Source organism: Rhodococcus sp. NPDC019050, assembly GCF_055664235.1.
The window spans coordinates 58,135-80,663 of record NZ_JBVOON010000003.1; the positions used below are offsets into that span (position 1 = coordinate 58,135).

Sequence of the window (22,529 nt, forward strand, 5' to 3'; positions counted from 1 at the left end):
GTCACGGGACATGCTGAACGCACGCCGAACAGTGCCGACCGCGGGACTTACGGTACCCGACCAGTTTCTACGGACGACTGAGAACATCTACGTTGGCGTTCTCGAGGACGATCGGGGTGGGCGAATCCGTATCGACCACTCCCTCGACAGCCTCGACCCCGGCCGTGTGCCCGGTGGGCAGCGGGATCGGGTAATGACCGTCGAAACACGCTGCGCACAAGCGCGTTGCGGGTTGCTCGGTGGCACCGATCATCCCGTCGATCGAGATGTAACCGAGCGAATCGGCTCCGATCGACCGTCGCACCATCTCGACCATGAGGTCGAAGTCGTGCTCGTCGTCGTTGTCGCGGTCGCGGGTACCCGCACCGTTCGCGATCAACTCGGCCGGCGACGCGAAGTCGATGCCGTAGAAGCACGGCCACTTCACCGGCGGCGACGCGATCCGGACATGGATCTCGAGGGCGCCGGCCTCGCGGAGCATCCGGATGAGCGCGCGCTGGGTGTTGCCCCGCACGATCGAATCGTCGACCACGACGAGACGCTTTCCGCGAATGACCTCACGCAGCGGGTTGAGCTTGAGGCGGATGCCCAACTGCCGGATCGTCTGGCTGGGCTGGATGAAGGTACGACCGACGTACGCGTTCTTCATCAGACCCTGGCCGTAGGGCAGACCCGAACCCTGCGCGTAACCGACCGCGGCCGGGGTGCCCGATTCGGGAACCGGGATCACCAGGTCGCCGTCGACCGGATGTTCCTTGGCCAAGCGCCGTCCGATCTCCACGCGCGTCGCATGAACCGAGCGGCCGGCGATGGTGGAGTCCGGGCGGGCGAGGTAGACGTACTCGAACACGCAGCCCTTGGGCTCCGGCGCGGCGAACCGCGAGGACCGCACGCCGTTCGCGTCGATCGCGAGGAGTTCACCGGGCTCGATGTCGCGGACGAAGGACGCACCCACGATGTCGAGGGCGGCGGTCTCGCTGGCGACCACCCAGCCACGATCGAGACGGCCGAGACACAGTGGCCGGATGCCCCACGGATCGCGCGCCGCGTAGAGCGTGTGCTCGTCCATGAACGTCAGGCAGAACGCGCCCTGGAGAGTCGGAAGCAACTCCATCGCGGCTTCTTCGATGGTGCTGTCGCGGGCGGCGTGCGCGAGCAGGGCGCCGACGGTGTCGGAGTCCGAGTTCGCCGCACCGGGACGTTTGGGGTCGAGCACACCGAGGCGGCGACCGCGCTCGGCCAGGGCTGCGGTGTTGACGAGATTGCCGTTGTGGCCGAGGGCGACCCCCGAGCCGGACGCGGTGGTCCGGAAGATCGGCTGCGCGTTCTCCCACGTCGTGGAACCCGTGGTGGAGTAGCGGCAGTGGCCGATCGCGATGTGGCCGGGCATCGCGGCGAGCGTCTGCTCGTCGAAGACCTGGCTCACGAGGCCGAGATCCTTGAACACGAGCACCTGCGAGCCGTCGGCGACGGCGATGCCCGCCGCCTCCTGGCCGCGGTGTTGCAGCGCATAGAGGCCGTAATAAGTGAGTTTGGCCACGTCCTCGCCAGGAGCCCACACTCCGAAGACGCCGCACTCCTCGCGCGGTTCGTTCTCGGGTTCGTCGTTGGCGAGAAGATTACGTGTGTGAACCGACAGATCGGCACTGGTCACGGAGGTGCTCCCTGAGGCTGGACAAGGCGGGGCAAATTTCATTCTACGGGCCGCGGGCCGGGACTCCGACCGTCGTCCCCGCTTCGGCGGTGCGGACCGCCCGATTCGGACATCACAAGCGGAGCAGCGGAAGCCAGTGCGCGATCTCCCCGGCCCGGCTTCCCGAGGCATCGATCGACCCTACGGCGACCGCCTCGTCGAAGGTAAGACGCCCCACCGCGAGACGCAACCAGGTGCGTGCGTCGGTTTCGACCACGTTGGGGGGTGTCCCCCGGGTGTGCCGGGGTCCCTCGATGCACTGAACCGCGACGAACGGCGGCACCCGCACCTCGACGCTCGAGCCCGGTGCGATCTGCTCGAGGGTGCGGGCACTGAACCGGACCGCGGCGGCGACGTCGGCACGGGGAGGCGCCGCCTCGTCGACTCCGGACAGCCAGGGCTCGACGCGCTCGAGCGCTGCCCTCAGCTCGGCGGGATCGACGGTTCTACGCGGTGCCATGTCCCCGGAGCCTAATCACGGCGCGAGGTCGTCTCGTCGAGCACCCGGGTTGTCGCCACCCGCACCGCGACGGCGCCGCCGACATTGATTGCGAGATGCGCCAGGGCCGGCGCCAGTACGCTGCCGCTGCGCTCACGCAGCCACGCGAACACCAGACCCGACAGCCCGGTCACGACGACGGTGCCGGCGATGCTGTCTCCTTCTATCATCGCCGGGCGCACGTGCCAGAGGCCGAAGACCATCGCCTGCGGAACCGGACCGACCAGTGCTGTCAGCGCGCTGCGGAACAGCAACTCCTCCGCGAGCACCGTGCCGACGGGAATGTGCACGCCGATCCACTCGTAGAAGTCCGTGCGGCCGCCTCGCACCTCGTCGACGAAATGCGTCCGCAGCGCGGGCACCGTCACCGCGACGACATACCCGGCTGCGACCACCGTGGCCGCTCCGGTGCCCCAGCGCAATCCTGCTCGGACGCGGGCGGGATCGAATCCGAGAGCAGCGGCGTCCACTCCGGAGGCCCGAGTGAGAAGTACCGCTCCGGCTCCCGCAGCGGCCGAGAGCAACCCGCGACCGCGGGGCCCGGTCCGCACCGCTGGCAGTGCTGCCCCGAGCGCGAGAGTCGCGGTGGACGCGACCAGCCCACGCCACGTACCCGGCGTCACTTCTCGGGTCCTTGTTCTACTCGCAACTCTTCGAGCGCGGCGCGCGCCCGCTCGGTGTCGGCATCGGTCCACCCGTCCGGCCGCGTGATCGCCAGCCAGCCGTCGAGCACCGCCGTGCCGTAGTTGTGCCCGTGCCCGTCCGGAACCCCGGCCGCATTCGTCAGATCGGCGGACACCTGCCAGAACGTGACGAACGGGAACCAGCGCATCTGCGGGAGACGGTCGGGTCCCGGCGGCTCCGCGAGCCAGTCCGGGCGATTGAACAGCAGGTCGAACGACCACCACACCACCGGATCCGAGGTGTGCTGGATGTAGAGGACTCGCGGTTCGAGCCACGTCGAGTCGGGCTCCGCGAGCGTGTCGCTGCCATCGGAGAAACGCACGACGAGGCCGTCCGCGTAGACGGGTAACACCTCGGGCGTGCCGGGGTCCCGTCGGTCGACGATCTGGCGCCACAGGGGGTTGGAGTTGGGCGGGCCCACCCACAGGACGCCGTCGACGGTCGAGCGGATGTCCCCGATGTTCTCGAACGCTCCCTCACCGGACTGGGCGCCGAGGCTCTCCCCGTAGACGTACAGCTTCGGGCGATCGTTCTCGGGTAGCTGCGACCAGCGCTCGTGCACCCGGCCGATGAGCAGTTCTCCTGCCGCTGCTGCCTTCTCGCGGTCGGCCAGGAAAGAGATCCAGCTCGGAAGATACGAATACTGCCATGCCACCATGGCGAGGTCACCGTTGTGGACGAGTTCCATCGCCTGCGCGGCAGTCGGATTCACCCACCCCGTCCCGGTGGTGGGAATCAGTGCCAGCACCGACCTGTCGAACGCGCCGGTCCGCTCGAGCTCGTCCACGACGAGATCTGCTCGTGCTTCCGGTGTTTCGGCTGAATCGAGCCCGACGTACACGCGGATGGGGTCCAGCGCCGGAACGTCGCTGATGGCGGTCAGCCTGTCGGCGTCGAGTCCGCGCGAGACGAAATCGCGTCCCTGATACCCGAGCGAGTCCCACGACACCAGCGAGTCGGGACTACCCGACTTCGTCGGTTCGGTCGGCTGAAGGATGCCCTCACGGGTGGTGTCGTCCTTCAGGCTGAACGCCTGGTTGGTGAAGAAATACACGCCGCGCAGCAGTACGCCGTCGATGAGCATGAAGGTGGCGAGCACGACGACGAGCACCCCGAGGGTGCGGGCGAGCCCCAGCGGGACGCGGGCACGCCGGATCAATTGTCCCGCGACCCAGCGTCCGACGTCGTGCCCGAAGCGCCAGAGTCCGACCAGGCCGGCGAAGACGCCGAGGCTGAGCCCGAGGGTGCGGAGGTACCCGCTCGTGGTGGTGCCTTCCGCTCCCATCAGTGCCGCAATCTGGCGCTGATCGTCCACCGCGAGGACGAGTGCGACGAGGGCAGCGACGACGGCCGCGACCGGGACCGCCACCTTCAACCCCTGGGTGACGGGCAACGGTGGTGGCCACCAACGTCTCCCGGCGAGCAGGAACCGGTGAACCGCCCACCCCACCGCGCACCCGACGCCGTAACCGATTGCGGCGTTGATGCCGCCGACGATGCCCTGGAACAACCAGTCCCGGGGCAGCAACGACGGCGTCAACGACCAGCAGAAGAACAACGACGCGAAGGCGATACCGGTGAAATCCAGGCTCAGCCGTCCCCATACCCGCGCAGGAAGGGGATAGCGGTCACCGAAGTCGGTGACCGCAGCGATGATTCGGCCCCTTCGGGCCGCGATCGCCGCCAGCCGATCGACCTGGCTCGCCGGCATGGCCTACCCGAACAGAGCCGGGAGGGTGCCTTCCCACACCTCACGAAGTTCGTTCATCGGGATCGAGAACTGACCCTGGACCTCGATGGAGTCGGACCCTTCGTCGACGACACCGATACGCACCCACGGCATGTTGCGGGCCGTGCACATCCCGGTGAAACGGGATTCTTCGGTGCGCGGCACGGCGACGAGCACCCGTCCCGCGGACTCGGAGAACAGCGTCACGAACGGGTCGGCGCCCTCCGGCAGGAGGATCCGGCAGCCCGTCTCACCCGCGAGTGCCGCTTCGACGACAGCCTGGGCGAGACCACCCTCGGACAGGTCGTGGGCGGCCGAGATCAGGCCGTCGCGCGAACCGGCGAGCAGGATCTCCGAGAGCAGACGCTCCCGCTCGAGGTCGACCTTCGGGGGCACGCCACCGAGATGATCGTGCTCGACCTGGGCCCAGATCGATCCGTCGAACTCGTCGCGGGTCTCCCCCAGCAGGATCAGCGTTTCGCCGGGTTCGAGTCCGAGGCCGGTGGGGATGCGGCGGTGCACGTCGTCGATCACGCCGAGCACGGCGACGACCGGCGTCGGCAGGATCGGCGTCGAGCCGGTCTGGTTGTAGAAGCTGACGTTGCCGCCGGTGACCGGGATTCCGAGCTGCGCGCAGCCGTCGGCGAGCCCGCGCACGGCCTGCTGGAACTGCCACATCACGGCCGGATCCTCGGGCGAGCCGAAGTTCAGGCAGTTGGACACGGCCTTCGGGGTGGCGCCGGTGGTGGCGACGTTGCGGTACGCCTCGGCCAGCGCGAGCTGTGCGCCCGTGTACGGGTCGAGCTGGGTGTACCGGCCCGACGCGTCGGTGGCGAGCGCGATGCCGCGACCGGTCTCCTCGTCGATGCGGATGACGCCGGCATCGGCATTCTCGGCCAGCACGGTGTTGCCGCGCACGTAGCGGTCGTACTGCTCGGTGATCCACTTGCGGCTGCACAACGCAGGCGACGCAAGCATCTTCCGCAGCGTGGCCTCGAGTTCGGCAGCCGTCTCGGGACGCTTCAGACCGGCAGTGGTGTCCGCGATCAGCGCGTCCTGGCTCTCGGGACGCTGCACGGGACGCTCGTAGACCGGGCCTTCGTGGGCGACGGTGCGCGGCGGGACGTCCACCACGGTTTCCCCGTGCCAGTTGATGACGAGACGATCCCCGTCGGTGACCTCACCGATCACGGTCGCGAGCACGTCCCACTTCTTGCAGACCGCCATGAACGCGTCGACGTTCTCGGGGGTGACAACCGCGCACATGCGTTCCTGCGACTCGGACGAGAGCACCTCGGCCGGAGTCATGCCGGTGGCGCGCATGGGAACGCGCTCGAGGTCGATGTGCATACCGCCGTCACCTGCGGCAGCGAGTTCGGATGTCGCGCAGGACAATCCGGCACCGCCGAGGTCCTGGATACCGACGACCAGCTTCTCGCGGTAGAGATCGAGGCAGCACTCGATGAGCACCTTCTCGGTGAACGGGTCGCCGACCTGCACGCTCGGAAGCTTCTTCGGGCGGCCACCGGCGCTGTCGTCGAAGGTCTCGGACGCGAGAACCGATACGCCGCCGATGCCGTCGAGACCGGTGCGGGCGCCGAAAAGGATGATCTTGTTACCGGTTCCGGACGCGAACGCCAGGTGGAGATCCTCGACGCGCATCGCACCCGCACACAGGGCGTTGACGAGCGGGTTGCCCTGGTAGGAGGCATCGAAGACCGTCTCGCCACCGACGTTGGGCAGCCCCAGCGAGTTGCCGTAGCCGCCGACACCGCGCACGACACCGTCGACGACGCGCCGGGTGTCGGGATGAGCCGGGTCACCGAACCGCAGTTGGTCCATGACCGCGATCGGGCGTGCACCCATCGCCATGATGTCGCGGACGATGCCGCCGACGCCGGTGGCCGCACCCTGGTACGGCTCGACGTACGACGGATGGTTGTGGGATTCGACCTTGAACGTGACGGCCCAGCCGTCGCCGATGTCTACGACACCTGCGTTCTCACCGATGCCGGCGAGCATCGAGGCTCGCATCTCGTCGGTGGTGGTCTCGCCGAAGTACTTGAGGTGCACCTTGGACGACTTGTACGAGCAGTGCTCGGACCACATGATCGAGTACATCGCGAGTTCGGCATCCGTGGGGCGGCGCCCCAGGATTTCCTTGATGCGCGCGTACTCGTCTTCCTTCAGTCCCAGCTCCCGGAAGGGCTGGTCGACATCAGGAGATTCGGCGGCGTGGGTGACGGTATCCACGTGCGGTGACACTGGGCGTCGGGTCCCTTCACTCTGGGATCGAAAACAGCAGGCCGGGCGGGCACTGCCGGAGGCCAGTCTATCGGGGCGAAGGCTCGACAGGGTTCACCGGTGCGGGCGCGAGGTCCGAGAGCGCGAGGGTGACGTCGTGACCGACCGCTTTCAGGGTGGCGGTGCCGGTGCGATCACCGTCGTAGCGGTACCAGCCGTCCTCGAGGGTGAACACCGCCATCACCGGGGGTCCGTCGAGGTCGACGATCCAGTACTGCGGCACTCCTGCCTCGGCGTACTCGGAGAATTTGGTGACCCGATCGGTGCGCGCGGTGCCCGGCACCGTGATCTCGACGACGAGCCGCACCTCGCCGACCGGAGCGCGATCGGGGTCGGCCTCGACGAGCGACCGGTCCACGACGATGACGTCCGGTATCCGCACGGTCAGCGGGTTGTCGGAGACCAGCACCTCGACGCCCCCGAGTACGCACAGGTCGCCGGGTAGCTGGTCGTCGAGTTGCATCGCCAGCATCATCTCGGCGTGGTCGTGCCGGTTCCCCGGCGGCGGCGAGGCGATGAGCACGCCTTCACACACTTCGATGTGATGCTGCTCGTGGTCCGGCAGTGCGACCCAGTCGTCGAGGGTCAGCAGGTGATCGGGGTACGTCGGGCTGCTCACGCCAGCACTCCCGTTCGTTCGGACCGGACAAGACCTCCTCAGTCTGTCACCGGGGGGACGCAGTGGTGCCGGAAATGGCGGGGTCCCCGGAACAGCAGGCTCTCGGGAGCGGCTCAGGCAGCGGGGGTCAGGAACGCCGCGAGCGCATCGGCGTAACTCCTCACATCGGCCGCTCCCATGAGCTCGCGCGCCGAGTGCATCGCAAGCTGGGGTGCCCCGACGTCGACGGTGGTCAGTCCGGTGCGCGACGCGGTGATCGGCCCGATCGTCGATCCGCACGGCAGATCCGCGCGGTGGACGTAGCGCTGCAGCGGCACGCCCGCCTGCTCGCACGCGAGCGCGAAGGCAGCGGCGCCGGCCGCGTCGGTCGCGTAACGCAGGTTCTGGTTCACCTTGAGCACCGGCCCGCCGCCCACCGTGATCCGGTGGGCGGGTTCGTGACGGTCCGGATAGTTGGGATGGGTCGCGTGGGCCATGTCGCCCGAGGCGACCACCGATCCCGACAGAGCGCGGAGATAGTCCTCGCGACCGTCGCCGCGCACCAGGGCAATGCGCTCGAGGACCGTGTTCAGCAGATCCGAGAAGGCACCCCGGTCCGACATGCTGCCGACCTCTTCGTGGTCGAACAGGGCCAGCAGCGGCACCGGTCCCGAGTGCGCCGCCACATGGTCGGCGGCGTGGAGCATCGCCTGCAATCCGGCGTAACACGTGCCCTGGTTGTCGAGCCGAGGTGCGCTGACCAATTCGCCGTCGGCTCCGATGAGTGAACTCGGCGCCAGGTCGTGCGTCATCAGCTCCCATCCGAGCACGTCGCCGGCGTCGACCCCGGCGTGCCCGGCCACGTATGCCATGAACGATCGCGGCTCTGTGCCGATGCCCCACACCCCGTTGAGGTGCCGCTGCGGATCGAGTTGCACGCCCTTGCGGTCTTCCGACAGGTGGATCGCGAGCTGCGGCACGCGCAGCACGGGGTCGTCGATGCGGACGAGCACGTCGGTGGTTCCGGCTCCCGATCGGACGGTCAGCCGACCGGACACGCCGAGGTCACGGTCGAGCCAGGAATTGAGCCACGCTCCGCCGTACGGCTCGAGGCCCACGAGTCGCCATCCGGCCGACGTCAGGTCGGGGTGCTGTTTCACCCGCAGGTTGGGGCTGTCGGTGTGACCGCCGACGATGCGGAAGGGCCGTGCCGGGTCGCCGTTGTCGCCCTCGGTGCTCCACGCGACGAGCGACCCACCGCGGATGAGGAAGTAGCGTCCGGGCTCGGCCGGCCAGCGCTGCCCTTCCTCGAGTTGGACGAAGCCGGCGTCGCCCAGTGCGGCGGCCACGGTGGCGCACACGTGGAACGGCGACGGCGACAAGTCGACGAAGTTGCACAGGCCGGGGGCATCCGCTCGCGTCATCGAAGGCATGTCTGCATCCTCGCACCTCCCGGAGGGTGCGATGCCGAGAGACCGTTTCGCGGGGCAGCGAGGGTGCCTTTTCTGCGCTTTGCCGGGACAAATCGGGGTGATCCCGGCACACTGGTGGTCGGCGCTTCCAGCGGAACAGAGGGTGGCGTCGGCTCGGGACTCGATCGGGGGGTTGAGCTCCGGGTTTCACGGACGAGGGATCTCGCGGCCGTTCGGGACGGCATCGGGATCCCTCGTCCCGTGTTCGGGTCGGCCCACGCGGGCAGGTGTTCGGGTCAGCCCACGCGGGCCAGGCAGAACAACCACTGCTCGGCCAGCACCGACACGAGGCGCTCGAAATTCTCGTCGTGCCCCTGCACCAGGGCGAAATGGAAGTTGCGGTCGGTCGACATCAGCATCGACGTCACGTGCAACCGCGCCCGCAGCCGCGCATCCTCGCCCGACTGCCGTCCCAGCAGGTTCTCCATCGACGACGCGACGCGACGCAGCATCGCGAACCACTCGCCGGAGACGAGCGGCTCGTGCGACAGGGCCTGCTCCATGCTGGCGAACTCGGCCCGGTGCTCGCGCCAGAACAACGCGTGCTCGTTCAGCCAATCCGTGACGTCGCCCAGCGACGGGTCGTCGAGGGCATCCAGTCGCCGATAGGCGTCACGGATCGGCTGTTCGAGCGCGGACATGTGCCATTGCACGATCTCGGCCTTGGACCGGAAGTGCAGGTAGAACGTCGCGCGGGACACGCCTGCTGCCTTGGCGATGGCATCGGCCGTGGTCGACGTGTAGCCCGCCTCGACGAACAGTGCCCGTGCCGATTCGATGAGTGCCTCGCGAGTCGCGCGTTTCTGCTCGACCCGCGTCATCTTCGGAACGACCGCCGTTCTCGGTGCCACACGCCCTCCCGCATCTCGTCGCACGAAACCCTACCGGCCCGGTGGCCGGAAACCGATCGGGTTTTTCGTCGCTGTCAGGCGTCGAGCACGAGCTTGGAGCAGCCCTTCTCCGCGCGTGACACGCACATCATCATCGTCTCGTTCCGCTCCTGCTCCGCCGGGGTGAGGATGGAATCCCGGTGGTCGGCCCGGCCGGAGAGGATCCGGACCTCACACGTGCCGCACGTGCCTTCCTTGCACGACGACAACGTCTCGATGCCGTTCTCCTCCGCCACGTCCAGCACCGTTTTCCCGGCCGGAACCGTTGCGGTGATCCCGGATCCGGCGAAGTCGACGTCGAACGCCACGTCCGGTTCGCTGCGCACGATCTTCTTCGCGGCGAATCGTTCGGTTACGAGCGACCCGACCGGCCAGTGCGCACTTGCCGCTTCGATCGCCTGCAGCAGCGGTTCGGGACCGCAGCAGTAGATCAGAGTGTCCTCGGTCGGCTCGGCGAGCAACGTCCGAAGATCGAGCAGTCCGGTGGTGTCCTGAGGGCACACGGTGACCTTGTCTCCGAACTGTTCGAGTTCCGAGAGGAACGCCATGGACGCGCGCGTGCGCCCACCGTAGAGCAGTTCCCATTGCGCGCCGTCGGCTTCGGCCTGTTCGATCATCGGCAGGATCGGAGTGATACCGATTCCACCGGCGACGAAGATGTACCGCGCGGCGGGACGCAGCCGGAAGTTGTTGCGGGGGAAGCCCACCGTGACCGTCGACCCGTCCTGGAGCCGGTCGTGGACGTACCGGGAACCGCCGCGCGAATCCGGTTCGCGGAGCACGCCGATACGCCAGCGGGTGGCGTCGGACGGAGACGACGACAGCGAGTACTGGCGCAGCAGTGCGTCGTCACCGTCACCGAGTCGGACCTCGATGTGCGCGCCCGGCTTCCAGGTCGGCAGCACACCGCCGTCGGGGTGGCCGAGCGTCAGCGACACCACACCGTCGGATTCGTCGCGCCGCTCGAGCACCGTGAGTTCCATGTGCCGGGCGGTCTTGGTCTTCGCCCGCTCGATGTCGGCGACATCCCAGGTCACCGGCAGGGTCCGCCGCACCGGCAGCAGAGCGATCGGCAGGAAGTCGAGCGGGACCTCCGCTGCGGGACGCAGCGACGGGAGCCGTTCGAAGAGCACCTTCAGCGCGGTCGCGCCCTGGACCCGCGCAAGCGCCTGTCCGAGGCAGGTGTGACGACCCTGGGTGAAGGCGAGGTGGTTCTCGGGTTCGGGCCGGTGGATGTCGAATTCGAACGGGTGCGGGCACCGCGACGGGTCGGTGTTGGCGCTGGCCAGCGCGACCCACACCATGTCGCCCTTCCGGATGTGCGCGCCGCCGAGTTCGATGTCCTGCTGAGCCTGGCGCGCGGCGAAGGGCGACGACGGCCGGCGTCGCACCGTCTCCTCGAACACCCGCGACCAGAGTCCGGGATCGTCGATCGCCTCGGCGAGCGTCTCGGGATTGCGCGCGAGGAACAGCACGGCGTTCGACACCGCCTGAGTCGTCGAGTCGACACCGGCCATCGCGAATTCCGTGAGGTGCACGGCGATCTGGGCCGCCGACAGCATCCGGTTGCCGTCTTTGTCGTTCACGATCGCCATGTCGGAGATCAGGTCGGTGCCCGGATTCTCGCGACGCTCGTCGATGATGCGGCGAAGCACGAGGGTCGCGTCGATGTAGCGCTGCCAGACCTGTGTCCGTAGCGGTTCGGCCATCGGTTCGGCGGCCGACGCGAGGATCATCGCGAAGTCGTCGCGAAGCTGACGCATCATCGCGTCGTGCTCGTACCCGAGACCCATGTGCGCCATGATCGTCTGGGTGGTGAGTTCGAGCGCGTAGTCCGTCACGAGATTGCCGGAGCCGCGGGCCTCGAAGCCGTCGACGACGCGATGCGCCCGTGCCTCGATCTCGGGCTGCAGCGCCTCCATGCGTTCCTTGGTGAACCCGCGCTGCGCCACGAACCGGTGGTCGGTGTGGCTCGGCGGGTCCGATCCGACCAGCATCTGCGTGATCAGGTCCGGAGGCACGATCGCCCGGAACTGCTCGGGGACGTCGATGGTGCCGCTGTTGCCGCCGGAGGTGAACTGCTGCCAGTCGGCGAGCACCGTCTCGACGTCCTCGCGGCGGTTGACGATCCAGGCGTTGAGGTACGGGTAGAAGAACACCGGGGTCTCGTCCCGGAACTTCGCGAAATGTGCTGCGGGGTCGGTGAAGTAGTCGTCGCTGAGCGCATCGAATCCGTGTGCGACAGGGCATCGGGAAGCGGCGGGCGCTTCGGGCGTGAGGGTCATGTGAGGTCTCCCCGGAGGAATCAGACGGTGGCCGCGGCGGCCATGGTGGAGAGCTTCTGGAACCGGGCGACGTTGTCGCCTTCGTCCATGCAGCCCGCCGACAGGAACACGAACGTCATGTCGAGTTCGGGATCGACCCAGAACAGGGACGACCCGGCACCGTAGTTGCCGAAGGTGCGCGGTGAGGTGAAGGGCCCGAAGAACGACGCGTGGGAACCCGTGCCGGACAAGGAGAATCCGAGTCCGAAGTTGCCGGGCGGGGTCTCCCATCCGCGGCTCGCGGCGATGCCCGCGTAGAGGTCGTTGGGCATGTCGCCGGTCTGCAGGGTCGTGGCTTGATCGACGACCACGGGTGCGACGAGGTGCTGTCCGTTCACTTCACCCTTGCGGCGGAACATCTCGGCGAACGCGAAGATGTCCTCAGCGGTGCTGACCGCACCGACCCACGGGATCTCCGCGTCCTCGGTGATGGTGTCGTTGAGGTTTTCGATGTCCGCCGGCGACAGCCAGCCGTTGTCCGGCACGTATGCCTTGAGCGGCACCGCGTCCGCGCGCCAGGCGTCGGGCATGCCGAACGCGGTGCGCGTCATGCCGAGCGGCTCGAAGACGAGATCCCGCGCGAGGTCCCGGAAGTGGTCGTAACCGTAGACTCGACGGACCATTTCGCCCATGAGGGCGTGGTTGATCGACGGCGCGTAGTTGAGGTTGGTCCCGGGTTCGTTGACGACGTCCACCGAGCACAGCGCCTCGATCACGTCGGCGAGCACACCGAAGCGGTCGGGCCCGAGCCCCGGATTCGGGGTGGCGGGCATACCCGACCGGTGGGTCAGGAGATGATGGAGATTGATCCGGTCCTTGCGCACCGAGCGGAAGAAGTCGGTGCCGAAGAACTCGGGGATGATGTCGACGACCCGCGTCGACAGCGCGAGCTTGCCTTCGCCGAGTGCGCGGTACGCGAGCGTGTTGGTGAACGCCTTCGACATCGACAGGATGCGGAAGACGTTGTCCGGCCGCAGCGCGGTCTCGGTGGCGCGTTCGGCGTAGCCGAGGGTTTCGTTCAGGGCGATGTCGCCGTGGCGCGCGACGATGATGTTGACGCCGTCGTAGTCGCCGCGGTCGATGTCACGGCGGATCTCGTCGGTCAGCCGGGTCAGAGCGGTGGGGTCCAGAGCGGGCATGGAGGTGGGTCCTGTTCTCGTGATGCGGAGCGAAGGCGGCGGTGGGTCACATGACCAGGCCGCCGGACGGCGAGAACGTCTGTCCGGTGTAGTACGAACCCTCTGCTCCCGCGAGGAAGAGCACGGTCTTGGCGATCTCCTCCGGGGTGGCGGGCCGCTTGATGGGCTGCATCGAGATGAGGAAGTCGGAGAATTCGTCGTCGCTCTGGCGGAACAGCGGGGTATCCACGGCGCCGGGGGCGAGCGAGTTGACGCGAATGTTGAATGGGGCCAGTTCCGTTGCGGCCTCCCGGGTCAGTCCGAGCACGCCGGCCTTGGACGCCGGGTAGTACGCGGGCATGGCCACCGACATCAGCGCCGCAGCCGACGAGAAGTTGATGATCGCGCCGCCACCGGTCTTCTTGAGCAGCGGGACCGCGGAGCGGATCGTGTAGAAGGGGCCGTACAGGTTGATCTTCAGGACGCGGTCGAAGTCTTCGTCCGTGATCGTCTCGTAGAACTCCGGATTGTGCTGGCGACCCTCTTTCATCGCCTCGAAGCCCTTGTAGTTCTCGGCGTTGAGCGCGTCGAGTGCAGCCTTGTTGGGGGCGTTGACGCCCGCTGCGTTGACGAGCACGTCGAGGCGGCCCTGCTCACGCTCGACGGTGGCGAAGGCTTCGCGCACGGCAGCACTGTCGGCGATGTCGAGTGGAACGGCGTGCGCTCCGGGGAGGGCGGCGAAATCGCGCGCGAGGTTGTCGGCCGAGATATCGGCCCCGTAGACGATGGCTCCCTGTTCGGCGAAGGCCCGCGCGGTGGCGAGGCCCATGCCCGACGCGGCGCCGGTGATGAAGACGACGTTGTCCTGGAACTGCATTCGAATCTCCTCGGTGATGTGCGCAGCGGGCCGTCTCGGTCCCCGTTTTCCGCGCTCGAGCAGAGCATTGCACCTTGAATAGACATATGTCTAGTGAAATCGAGAAGCAGCAGTTCAGGATATATATTTCATGCATAAAACGTTGATAAATCGTATCGAAAACAAAGAAAACCCCCGCCGTCCGAATTGGACAGCGGGGGTTCTTTTCGTCGGAAGGTCAGGCGTTGACGACCGCGTCGAGAGCGCTGTAGAAGATGCCGAGCCCGTCGTCGCTGGGACCGGTGAGCGCCTCGGTGGCGTGCTCGGGATGCGGCATGAGACCGACGACCCGGCCGTTGGCCGACGCGATACCGGCGATGCCGCGCTGCGAGCCGTTCGGGTTGTCCCCGACGTAGCGGAACACGACCCGGCCTTCGCCTTCGAGTTCGTCGAGCACTTCCTGCGAGGCCTGGTAGCGGCCCTCACCGGACTTGAGCGGCACGAGGATCTCCGCTCCCTGCTCGTAACGCGAGGTCCACGCGGTGGAGTTCGATTCGACCTTCAGCCACTGGTCGCGGCATACGAAGTGCAGGCCGGCGTTGCGCGTGAGCGCACCGGGGAGCAACCCCGCCTCGGCGAGCACCTGGAAACCGTTGCAGATGCCCAGCACGGGCATCCCGCCGCGGGCAGCCTCGACGACCTTCGTCATCACCGGCGCGAAGCGCGCGATGGCACCGCACCGCAGGTAGTCGCCGTAGGAGAACCCGCCGGGCACGACGACCGCGTCGACGCCCTTGAGGTCGGCGTCACCGTGCCACAGGCTCACGGCTTCACCACCGGCAAGCTTCACGGCGCGGGCGGCGTCGATATCGTCGAGGGTCCCCGGGAACGTGATGACGCCGATACGGGCGCTCATGCGTCACCGTCGATCCGACGAACCGCCCAGTCCTCGATCACGGTGTTGGCGAGCAACGCCTCGGCGATCTTCTCGACCTGAGCATCGTCGACGCTGCCGTCGACCTCGAGCTCGAATCGCTTGCCCTGGCGGACGTCGGTCACGCCCGCGAAGCCCAGCCGCGACAACGCGCCGGCAATGGCCTGACCCTGAGGGTCGAGAATCTCGGCCTTGGGCATGACTTCGACGACGACACGCGCCACGTGCTGCTCCTCGGTAGTAGTGCTGGCGCCCGGGAACGGACACCGGACACCGCGAAGTTTACCGGCTGACGTGCTCCGACCCGGAACCGGCCGCTGCCCCACCGGCAACTACGTCCACGCGGTGGCGACTCCATACCCCCTAGGGGTATAAAGGGAGAGACAACTTCGAAGGAGTATCCACATGACGACCGCCGATACGACGCGCGACGTCGAACTCACCATCGGGGGAATGACGTGCGCCTCCTGCGCCGCGCGCGTCGAGAAGAAGCTCAACAAGATGGAAGGTGTCACGGCCTCCGTCAACTACGCGACGGAGAAGGCCAAGGTCAGCTACAGCGGCGACATCACGCCCGACGACCTGGTCGCCACGGTGGAAGCCACGGGTTACACCGCAGCGCTCCCCGCACCGCCCAAGCAGCAGCGCGACCCCGAAAGCGACACCGGACCCGAATCCGACGAGGCCGCGCAATGGAAACAGCGACTGACGGTGTCGGCACTGCTCACCGTCCCGGTCGTCACGCTGTCGATGATCCCGGCCCTGCAGTTCGACAACTGGCAGTGGCTGTGCCTGACTCTCGCATCGCCGGTCGTCGTGTGGGGCGCACTACCCTTCCACCGCGCGGCATGGACCAACCTGCGGCACGGCGCCGCGACGATGGACACCCTCATCTCCGTCGGTGTCACCGCTGCATACCTGTGGTCGCTGTGGGCGCTGTTCTTCACCCACGCCGGCATGCCCGGCATGAAGATGACCTTCGAGTTGTTCGCGTCGGGCGGCGGTGAAGAGCACATCTATCTCGAGGTCGCTGCGGCGGTCACGACCTTCATCACCGCGGGTCGCTGGTTCGAGGCCCGGGCGAAGCGCCGTTCCGGGGCCGCCCTGCGGGCGCTGCTCGACATGGGAGCCAAAGACGTCGCGGTGCTGCGTGGCGGCACCGAAACCCGCATCCCGGTCGACCAGCTCGCCGTCGGTGACGTGTTCGTCGTGCGTCCCGGCGAGAAGATCGCGACGGACGGCGTCGTCGAATCGGGTTCGTCGGCCGTCGACGAGTCGATGCTGACCGGTGAGTCGATGCCCGTGGAGGTCGCGCCCGGCGACGCCGTGGTCGGTGCGACCGTCAACGCCGGCGGTCGCCTCACCGTCCGGGCGACCCGCGTCGGCTCCGACACCCAACTCGCCCAGATGGCGCGCCTCGTCGAGGACGCACAGAACGGGAAGGCGGAGGTCCAGCGCCTCGCCGACCGGATTTCCGCGGTGTTCGTCCCGATTGTGATCGGGCTGTCACTGCTCACCCTCGCCGCGTGGCTGTTGTTCACCGACGATCCCGTCTCGGCTGCCTTCACGTCGGCGGTCGCGGTATTGATCATCGCGTGCCCGTGCGCGCTGGGTCTCGCCACTCCCACGGCGCTGCTCGTCGGCACCGGCCGCGGTGCGCAACTCGGCATCCTGATCAAGGGCCCGCAGATCCTCGAATCGACCCGGCGCGTCGACACCGTCGTCCTCGACAAGACCGGGACGGTCACGACCGGGCACATGACGGTCGCTTCCGTTCACGTCTCGCCGGACGAATCGGAAGACGAGGCGCTGCACCTCGCAGGGTCGCTCGAGCACGCCTCCGAGCACCCGATCGCTCGTGCCATCGCCGAACGCGCCGCACAGACGCGCCCGCCGGCGGACGTCGACAACTTCGAAAACCACGGCGGACGCGGCGTTTCCGGTGTCGTCGACGGTCATGCGGTACTGGCCGGACGCCTCACGTGGTTGCGTGAGGAGTGGTCGCTCACCGCGCCGTCTGCCCTCGAACAGGAAGCCGAATCGGCCCAGTCCGAAGGCCGGACCCCGATCTGGGTGGCCTGGGACGGCAAGATCCGTGCGGTCGTCGTGGTCTCCGACTCGGTGAAGGACGGTTCCCGCGACGCCGTGGCTGAACTGCGCGAACTCGGTTTGCGTCCCGTCCTGCTCACCGGCGACAACCGCGGTGCCGCCGAGGCGGTCGCGAAGCAGGTCGGCATCGACGAGGTCGTCGCCGAGGTGCTGCCGGCCGACAAGGTGCAGGTGATCGAGCGACTCCAGTCCGAGGGCAGGGTCGTCGCGATGATCGGCGACGGCGTGAACGACGCGGCGGCGCTGGCCCAGGCCGACCTCGGGCTGGCGATGGGCACGGGAACGGACGTCGCCATCGAGGCGTCGGACCTGACCCTGGTTCGCGGCGACCTTCGGGCCGCGCCCGACGCCATCCGTCTGGCACGCGCGACGCTGCGCACCATCAAGGGCAATTTGTTCTGGGCGTTCGCTTACAACGTTGCGGCGCTGCCGCTGGCTGCGCTGGGCCTGCTCAACCCGATCATCGCGGGTGCGGCGATGGCCTTCAGCTCGGTGTTCGTGGTGAGCAACAGCCTGCGACTGCGCAGGTTCGCACCGCGCTGACCCGGACGACGGCGGTGGTGTGCGAGATTTTCCGGATGTCGCATACCACCGCTATCGCGATGCCGCCGGCTCCCCGTCGCCGCGCTCGGCCGCGACGAGTTCACGCACCTGCGGCGCGACCTCGGCGGCGAAGCGTTCCAGTTCTGCCGAGTCGTCGCTCGCGAGAACGAATGTGCTGGTCCCGTGCTGCAGAGTCAAGTCGGCGAGCTGCTGGGCCCATGCCTCCGCCGGGCCGTGCAGGAACGAGCCGTCGGCAACGTCGGCGAAGGTGCCGGTGACGTTGTACAGGCGGCGGATCTCCGCAGGTTCGCGCCCCGCCTCCCGCGCCGCGTCGTCGACCCGCGCACTCATCTCTCCCAGGACGTCGGGCCCGGCGGCGAACGAACTCGGCAGCCAGCCGTCGGCGAGCCGTCCGGTCAGTCCGAGCATCCGTGTGCCGTAGGCGCCGACCCAGATTCCGAGATCGTGCGCGGGTGCCGGGCCGCGCTTCGCGCCGGACAGCGAGTAATACTCTCCGTCGACCTTCGCCCCGCCCTTCTCGTCCGACCACAGAGCCCGGATCACCGCGATCGCATCGACCAGCGCGGTCACCGCTTCCCCGGCGCTTCGGCGCGGACCGCCGTTGGCCGCCACCGCATCCCAGAATGCACCCGAGCCGAGTCCGAGTTCGACGCGTCCGCCGCTGAGCCGATCCAGTGACGCGGCACTGCGTGCGAGGATCGCCGGTCCGCGCAGGGGAAGGTTCGCCACGTTCGGAGCAACCGTGACGGTCGTCGTGCGGGCCGCGATCCAGCTGAGCAACGTCCAGGTGTCGAGAAAGCGCGACTGGTACGGGTGATCCTGAATCGTCACCAGGTCGAGCCCCGCGCGTTCGGACACGAGAGCGAGATCCACCACCCGGGCCGGATCATCGGCGGACGGTGTGAGGAAGCTGCCGAATTCGAGGGATTGCCGGTAGTCGGGCACGGCGTCACGACCCTTCCGGAGCGGAGCGCGGAACGTGGCGACTGACGATGGAGATGCGATTGAAGGCGTTCATCGCGACGGTCACCCAGGCCACGGCAGAAAGCTGGTCGTCGGTGAGGTGCTCGCGCGCGTCTGCGTAGTCGAGGTCCTGCTCGCGACTGGAGGGCAGCACCGTCAACGATTCGGCGAGTGTGAGCGCCGCCCGCTCGACGTCGGTGAACAGGTCGGTGTCGCGCCACGCGGACAACACCGCGAGCTGCGTCGTCGACACGCCTGCTTGCAGCGCCGCGCGGACGTGGGTGTCGAGACAGAAGGCGCAGCCGTTGATCTGGGAGACCCGGACGTTGACGAGTTCGACGAGGGATCGCTCGAGTCCCGCCTCCGCGACCGCACTCCGCACTGCCTCGGCGACCTCGATCTGCGCTCGGTAGACAGGCCGGTGTTGTTTGTCGATCAGGACGCGGGATGTCCCGGTCTCGGTCATTTGTGCTCCTCGGGCCGGTCGGTGATCCGTCGTGCTCGGTGTCAGCGCAAGAGTCCGGTGCCGCTGCGAAAGCGGTCACACTAGTTGACTGCGCAACCATAACACCGGGTTCACGTGCACACCGGGGATCGGGGCTCCCGGCGCGGCGGTGAACGGCATACTCGATGCCATGCGACTGACGCACTTCGGCCATTCCTGCATCCTGGTGGAACATCTCGGTCGGAAGATCCTGTTCGACCCGGGCAATTTCTCGCACGGGTTCGAGGGAATCACCGGTCTCGACGCCATCCTGATCACGCACCAGCATCCCGATCACGCCGACCCCGCGCGCCTCCCGGCACTGCTCGAGGCCAACCCCGGCGCGGCCCTGTTCTCGGACCCGCAGTCGGCCGACCTCCTCGACGGTGACTGGTCGGCGGTCCGGCCCGGTGACAGTTTCACCGTGGGCGAGGTGACGATCCGGGGCACCGGCGGACGCCACGCCGTGATCCACCCCGACCTGCCCGTCATCGACAACACCGCGTTCGTCGTAGGCGACGCCGAGAACCCCGCGCGGCTGATGCACCCGGGCGACTCGCTGTACATCCCGCACGAACGGGTGGACGTCCTCGCCCTCCCGGCGGCGGCACCGTGGCTCAAGATCTGGGAAGCCGTCGACTACCTGCGGGCTGTGAATCCGCGCGTAGCGGTGCCGATCCACCAGGGCATCATCGCCGACCAGGCCAACGGCATCTTCTACGGCCGGTACTCCGACATGGCGCCGGAGGGCACCGAGTTCCGCGTGCTCGAACACGAGAACGACGTCGAGGTCTGATCCGCGAGCGGTAGTCCGGCGCGCACCGGACTACCGCGCCGCCGCACGCCCCGCAGCCCGGCCCGAGAAGATGCAGCCGCCGAGGAACGTGCCCTCCAGCGAGCGGTATCCGTGGACGCCACCGCCGCCGAAGCCCGCGACCTCGCCGGCCGCATACAGGCCTTCGAACACCGATCCGTCTGCGCGCAACACCCGCGACGACAGATCGGTCTCGAGTCCGCCGAGCGTCTTACGGGTGAGGAGGTGCAGCTTCACCGCAACCAGGGGTCCGGCCTTCGGGTCGAGGATCCGGTGCGGCGACGCAATGCGGGCGATGCGATCCGGCTTGTAGGCGCGGGCCGCACGCATCGCCACGACCTGCAGGTCCTTCGTGAACTTGTTCGTCATCTCCCGGTCCCGCGACTCGACGATCGAGCGCACCCGCTCGTAGTCGAGCGGGGTATCGGGCGTCAGCTCGTTCATGCCGGCGACGAGGTCGGCGAGGTTGTCGCGGACGACGAAGTCGACACCACGCCGCATGAACGCATCCACCGGTCCGGGCGCACCCGACCGGATGCGTTGCAGGAGCAAGCGGATATCGCGGCCGGTGAGGTCGGGATTCTGCTCCGATCCGGAGAGACTGAACTCCTTCTCGATGATCTTCTGATCGAGGAGGAACCACGTGTGGTCGTGCCCGGTGCGGGTGATGTGCTCGAGCGTGCCGAGCGTGTCGAAACCGGGAAACAGTGGGACGGGCAGACGCTCCCCCGTGGCATCGAGCCAGAGCGACGACGGTCCCGGCAGAATCCGGATGCCGTGGTTGGGCCACACGGGGTCGAAGTTCGTGATGCCTTCGGTGTAGTGCCACATCCGGTCGCGGTTGACGATGTGACCACCGGCGTTCTCGGTGATCTCCAGCATTCGGCCGTCGACGTGCGCGGGCACGCCGGTGAGCATCCGCTTGGGGGGTGCGCCGAGTCGCGCGGGCCAGTTCTTCTTCACGAGTTCGAAATTGCCGCCGATGCCCCCGGACGTGACGATCACTGCTCCGGCGGCGAACTCGAACTCACCCACAGCCGTCCGGGACGACGCCACGCCGCGCGCGGCATCGGTGGGCTCGAGGACGGTGCCGCGCACTCCGGTGACCGCTCCGTCGGTGATCACGAGATCGTCGACCTGGTGACGATGCTTCAGCGTGACCAGACCCCGCTCGACGCCTTCGCGGACCTTGCGGGCGAAGATCTCGACGAGCGCCGGTCCCGTGCCCCACGTGATGTGGAAGCGCGGAACCGAATTACCATGTCCTGCAGCGTCGTAGCCGCCGCGTTCCGCCCAGTTGACCATCGGGAAGATCTTGAGGCCGCGCTGCTTGAGCCACGCGTGCTTCTCACCCGTCGCGAATTCGACGTAGGCCTGTGCCCACCGGCGGGGCCAGCGATCGTCGACCTCACGGTCGAAACCCGCGGTGCCCATCCAGTCCTGGAGTGCCAGTTCGTACGAGTCCTCGATTCCGAGGCGACGCTGCTCGGGGCTGTCGACGAAGAACAAGCCACCGAAGGACCAGAACGCCTGTCCCCCGAGGTTGTTCGCATTCTCCTGGTCGACCAGGAGCACCTTCCGGCCGGCATCGACGAGTTCGCCCGTCGCTACGAGTCCCGCAAGACCCGCCCCCACCACGATCACATCTGCGTCCATGCCGCAAACAGTACCGAGCGCGAGCGTCGCACGGGACAAACAGGTACCGGTGAAACTCCTCAGACCGTGACGCGTTTGTTCGGTACACCCCGCCGGTGATAGACGGCAGGCTCGGCGCCGTTGCAGAGCGCCACGTCGATCGCGTCGAGGACGGCGCGCCGGGAATCGGGTACGGCCAGGATCGAGGCACAGACGGCAAGCCGGAACATCTCCCCTCGCCGCGTCAACCGTCGCGCCTCGGCGACCATCGTTCGGTGCCGAAGAGGTCCTGTCGGTGCACCGTCACCGATGCCGTGAACCCGCGATTTCGTGACCTCACCGGTGATCAGGTCTCGGATCTCGTTGCGGTCCAGTATCATCCGGAATCCCACTCCCGGAAGCGCCGCGACGGTACCGCTGGATGCGCGCCACCGCGGCGGGGCGAAGAGCCGGGTGCGCAGCCCGGTCTCCTCGAGGACCCGGTCGGCGGCGAGCAACCGCAACCGCGCCTCGTGCCGAGGCAGTCGCGCGAACTCGGGGTGCCGCCCGGCGGCTGCCGAGGGGTCGTACCCGTGCAAGACGATGGCGTCGCCCCCTTCCCGCCGTTCGAGCAACCACTCCTGGGTGTGCGGATCACCCGAGAGTGTGTAGCGACCCCGGAGTTTCGGAACGACGCACAACGACAGCGGCACACCGCGAACGTCCATCTCCCGGGCGAATCCTTCGGCGGTCCCCCGGGTGGTGTCTCCGATTCCGGTGAGCGACACGACCAGTTGTCCGTTCACGGTTCCACCGTTGCACCCGAAGGTGAACGCGAGTGGTCACCGCGTCGAAGACCGCTCGGCGGTCCGGTGTCGAC

19 protein-coding genes are annotated in these 22,529 nt (G+C 67.9%); 2 read left to right on the forward strand and 17 right to left on the reverse strand.

What is annotated here, in order from left to right:
• Positions 1-67: 67 nt before the first annotated feature.
• From purF to purS, 13 genes are all read right to left on the reverse strand, one after another.
• Complete coding sequence (purF, locus tag AC0B44_RS04900; protein ID WP_471901805.1) at positions 68-1,654, reverse strand: amidophosphoribosyltransferase; 1,587 nt, start codon at positions 1,652-1,654, stop codon at positions 68-70.
• Between the two features lie 112 nt (positions 1,655-1,766).
• The gene (locus tag AC0B44_RS04905; RefSeq protein ID WP_471901806.1) at positions 1,767-2,153 is read right to left on the reverse strand and encodes a sterol carrier family protein; all 387 of its coding nucleotides are present in this window, start codon (positions 2,151-2,153) and stop codon (positions 1,767-1,769) included.
• Positions 2,154-2,164: 11 nt separating this feature from the next.
• Complete coding sequence (locus AC0B44_RS04910) at positions 2,165-2,815, reverse strand: lysostaphin resistance A-like protein (protein WP_471901807.1); 651 nt, start codon at positions 2,813-2,815, stop codon at positions 2,165-2,167.
• Positions 2,812-4,587 carry an alpha/beta hydrolase gene (locus AC0B44_RS04915; protein ID WP_471901808.1) on the reverse strand — a complete coding sequence of 592 codons (1,776 nt, stop codon included), beginning with the start codon at positions 4,585-4,587 and terminating at the stop codon, positions 2,812-2,814. The genes AC0B44_RS04910 and AC0B44_RS04915 overlap by 4 nt, the downstream gene beginning before the upstream one ends.
• 3 nt (positions 4,588-4,590) lie before the next feature.
• Entirely contained in the window at positions 4,591-6,870 is a 2,280-nt protein-coding gene (purL, locus tag AC0B44_RS04920) for a phosphoribosylformylglycinamidine synthase subunit PurL (RefSeq protein ID WP_471901809.1), read from the reverse strand.
• Between the two features lie 67 nt (positions 6,871-6,937).
• Positions 6,938-7,528 carry a Uma2 family endonuclease gene (locus AC0B44_RS04925; protein ID WP_471901810.1) on the reverse strand — a complete coding sequence of 197 codons (591 nt, stop codon included), beginning with the start codon at positions 7,526-7,528 and terminating at the stop codon, positions 6,938-6,940.
• Positions 7,529-7,641: 113 nt separating this feature from the next.
• Positions 7,642-8,940, reverse strand: a complete 1,299-nt coding sequence (locus AC0B44_RS04930; RefSeq protein WP_471901811.1) for a M18 family aminopeptidase — start codon at positions 8,938-8,940, stop codon at positions 7,642-7,644.
• A gap of 275 nt (positions 8,941-9,215) precedes the next feature.
• Positions 9,216-9,830 carry a TetR/AcrR family transcriptional regulator gene (locus AC0B44_RS04935; RefSeq protein ID WP_471901812.1) on the reverse strand — a complete coding sequence of 205 codons (615 nt, stop codon included), beginning with the start codon at positions 9,828-9,830 and terminating at the stop codon, positions 9,216-9,218.
• 74 nt (positions 9,831-9,904) lie between these two features.
• On the reverse strand, positions 9,905-12,154 hold the full coding sequence (locus tag AC0B44_RS04940) for a cytochrome P450 (protein ID WP_471901813.1): 2,250 nt from the start codon (positions 12,152-12,154) through the stop codon (positions 9,905-9,907).
• Positions 12,155-12,174: 20 nt separating this feature from the next.
• Complete coding sequence (locus tag AC0B44_RS04945) at positions 12,175-13,332, reverse strand: serine hydrolase domain-containing protein (RefSeq protein ID WP_471901814.1); 1,158 nt, start codon at positions 13,330-13,332, stop codon at positions 12,175-12,177.
• A gap of 46 nt (positions 13,333-13,378) precedes the next feature.
• Entirely contained in the window at positions 13,379-14,188 is an 810-nt protein-coding gene (locus AC0B44_RS04950; protein ID WP_471901815.1) for an SDR family NAD(P)-dependent oxidoreductase, read from the reverse strand.
• A gap of 217 nt (positions 14,189-14,405) precedes the next feature.
• Positions 14,406-15,083: a phosphoribosylformylglycinamidine synthase subunit PurQ gene (gene purQ, locus AC0B44_RS04955; protein WP_471901816.1), complete on the reverse strand. Its 678-nt coding sequence runs from the start codon at positions 15,081-15,083 to the stop codon at positions 14,406-14,408.
• Positions 15,080-15,325, reverse strand: coding sequence for a phosphoribosylformylglycinamidine synthase subunit PurS (gene purS, locus AC0B44_RS04960; RefSeq protein ID WP_072701971.1), 246 nt, complete (start codon positions 15,323-15,325; stop codon positions 15,080-15,082). The genes purQ and purS overlap by 4 nt, the downstream gene beginning before the upstream one ends.
• Positions 15,326-15,506: 181 nt before the next feature.
• On the opposite strand from purS, the gene AC0B44_RS04965 reads away from it, so the two are divergent.
• A complete protein-coding gene (locus AC0B44_RS04965) occupies positions 15,507-17,753 on the forward strand; it encodes a heavy metal translocating P-type ATPase (RefSeq protein WP_471901817.1) in 2,247 nt (748 codons plus the stop codon).
• Positions 17,754-17,804: 51 nt separating this feature from the next.
• Here AC0B44_RS04965 and AC0B44_RS04970 read toward each other — a convergent pair whose 3' ends face one another.
• Both AC0B44_RS04970 and AC0B44_RS04975 read right to left on the reverse strand, forming a co-directional pair.
• Positions 17,805-18,719 carry an LLM class flavin-dependent oxidoreductase gene (locus AC0B44_RS04970; RefSeq protein ID WP_471901818.1) on the reverse strand — a complete coding sequence of 305 codons (915 nt, stop codon included), beginning with the start codon at positions 18,717-18,719 and terminating at the stop codon, positions 17,805-17,807.
• 4 nt (positions 18,720-18,723) lie between these two features.
• Positions 18,724-19,203 (reverse strand): carboxymuconolactone decarboxylase family protein, encoded by a 480-nt coding sequence (locus tag AC0B44_RS04975; protein ID WP_471901819.1) that lies wholly within the window; start codon positions 19,201-19,203, stop codon positions 18,724-18,726.
• A 169-nt stretch (positions 19,204-19,372) separates the two neighbouring features.
• Here AC0B44_RS04975 and AC0B44_RS04980 point away from each other — a divergent pair, with 169 nt between their 5' ends.
• Positions 19,373-20,017: an MBL fold metallo-hydrolase gene (locus AC0B44_RS04980; protein ID WP_471901820.1), complete on the forward strand. Its 645-nt coding sequence runs from the start codon at positions 19,373-19,375 to the stop codon at positions 20,015-20,017.
• 30 nt (positions 20,018-20,047) lie between these two features.
• On the opposite strand, the gene AC0B44_RS04985 is transcribed toward AC0B44_RS04980, so the two are convergent.
• A complete protein-coding gene (locus tag AC0B44_RS04985) occupies positions 20,048-21,691 on the reverse strand; it encodes an FAD-binding dehydrogenase (RefSeq protein WP_471901821.1) in 1,644 nt (547 codons plus the stop codon).
• Between the two features lie 59 nt (positions 21,692-21,750).
• Positions 21,751-22,455, reverse strand: a complete 705-nt coding sequence (locus tag AC0B44_RS04990) for a DUF2334 domain-containing protein (protein WP_471901822.1) — start codon at positions 22,453-22,455, stop codon at positions 21,751-21,753.
• Positions 22,456-22,529: the final 74 nt, after the last annotated feature.

Coding starts and splice junctions, on each gene's coding strand:
- AC0B44_RS04905 (WP_471901806.1), bottom strand. CDS start 2,153: ATGGCACCGCGTAGAACCGTCGATCCCGCCGAGCTGAGGGCAGCGCTC.
- AC0B44_RS04915 (WP_471901808.1), bottom strand. CDS start 4,587: ATGCCGGCGAGCCAGGTCGATCGGCTGGCGGCGATCGCGGCCCGAAGG.
- AC0B44_RS04930 (WP_471901811.1), bottom strand. CDS start 8,940: ATGCCTTCGATGACGCGAGCGGATGCCCCCGGCCTGTGCAACTTCGTC.
- AC0B44_RS04940 (WP_471901813.1), bottom strand. CDS start 12,154: ATGACCCTCACGCCCGAAGCGCCCGCCGCTTCCCGATGCCCTGTCGCA.
- AC0B44_RS04945 (WP_471901814.1), bottom strand. CDS start 13,332: ATGCCCGCTCTGGACCCCACCGCTCTGACCCGGCTGACCGACGAGATC.
- AC0B44_RS04950 (WP_471901815.1), bottom strand. CDS start 14,188: ATGCAGTTCCAGGACAACGTCGTCTTCATCACCGGCGCCGCGTCGGGC.
- purQ (WP_471901816.1), bottom strand. CDS start 15,083: ATGAGCGCCCGTATCGGCGTCATCACGTTCCCGGGGACCCTCGACGAT.
- AC0B44_RS04965 (WP_471901817.1), top strand. CDS start 15,507: ATGACGACCGCCGATACGACGCGCGACGTCGAACTCACCATCGGGGGA.
- AC0B44_RS04975 (WP_471901819.1), bottom strand. CDS start 19,203: ATGACCGAGACCGGGACATCCCGCGTCCTGATCGACAAACAACACCGG.
- AC0B44_RS04980 (WP_471901820.1), top strand. CDS start 19,373: ATGCGACTGACGCACTTCGGCCATTCCTGCATCCTGGTGGAACATCTC.
- AC0B44_RS04985 (WP_471901821.1), bottom strand. CDS start 21,691: ATGGACGCAGATGTGATCGTGGTGGGGGCGGGTCTTGCGGGACTCGTA.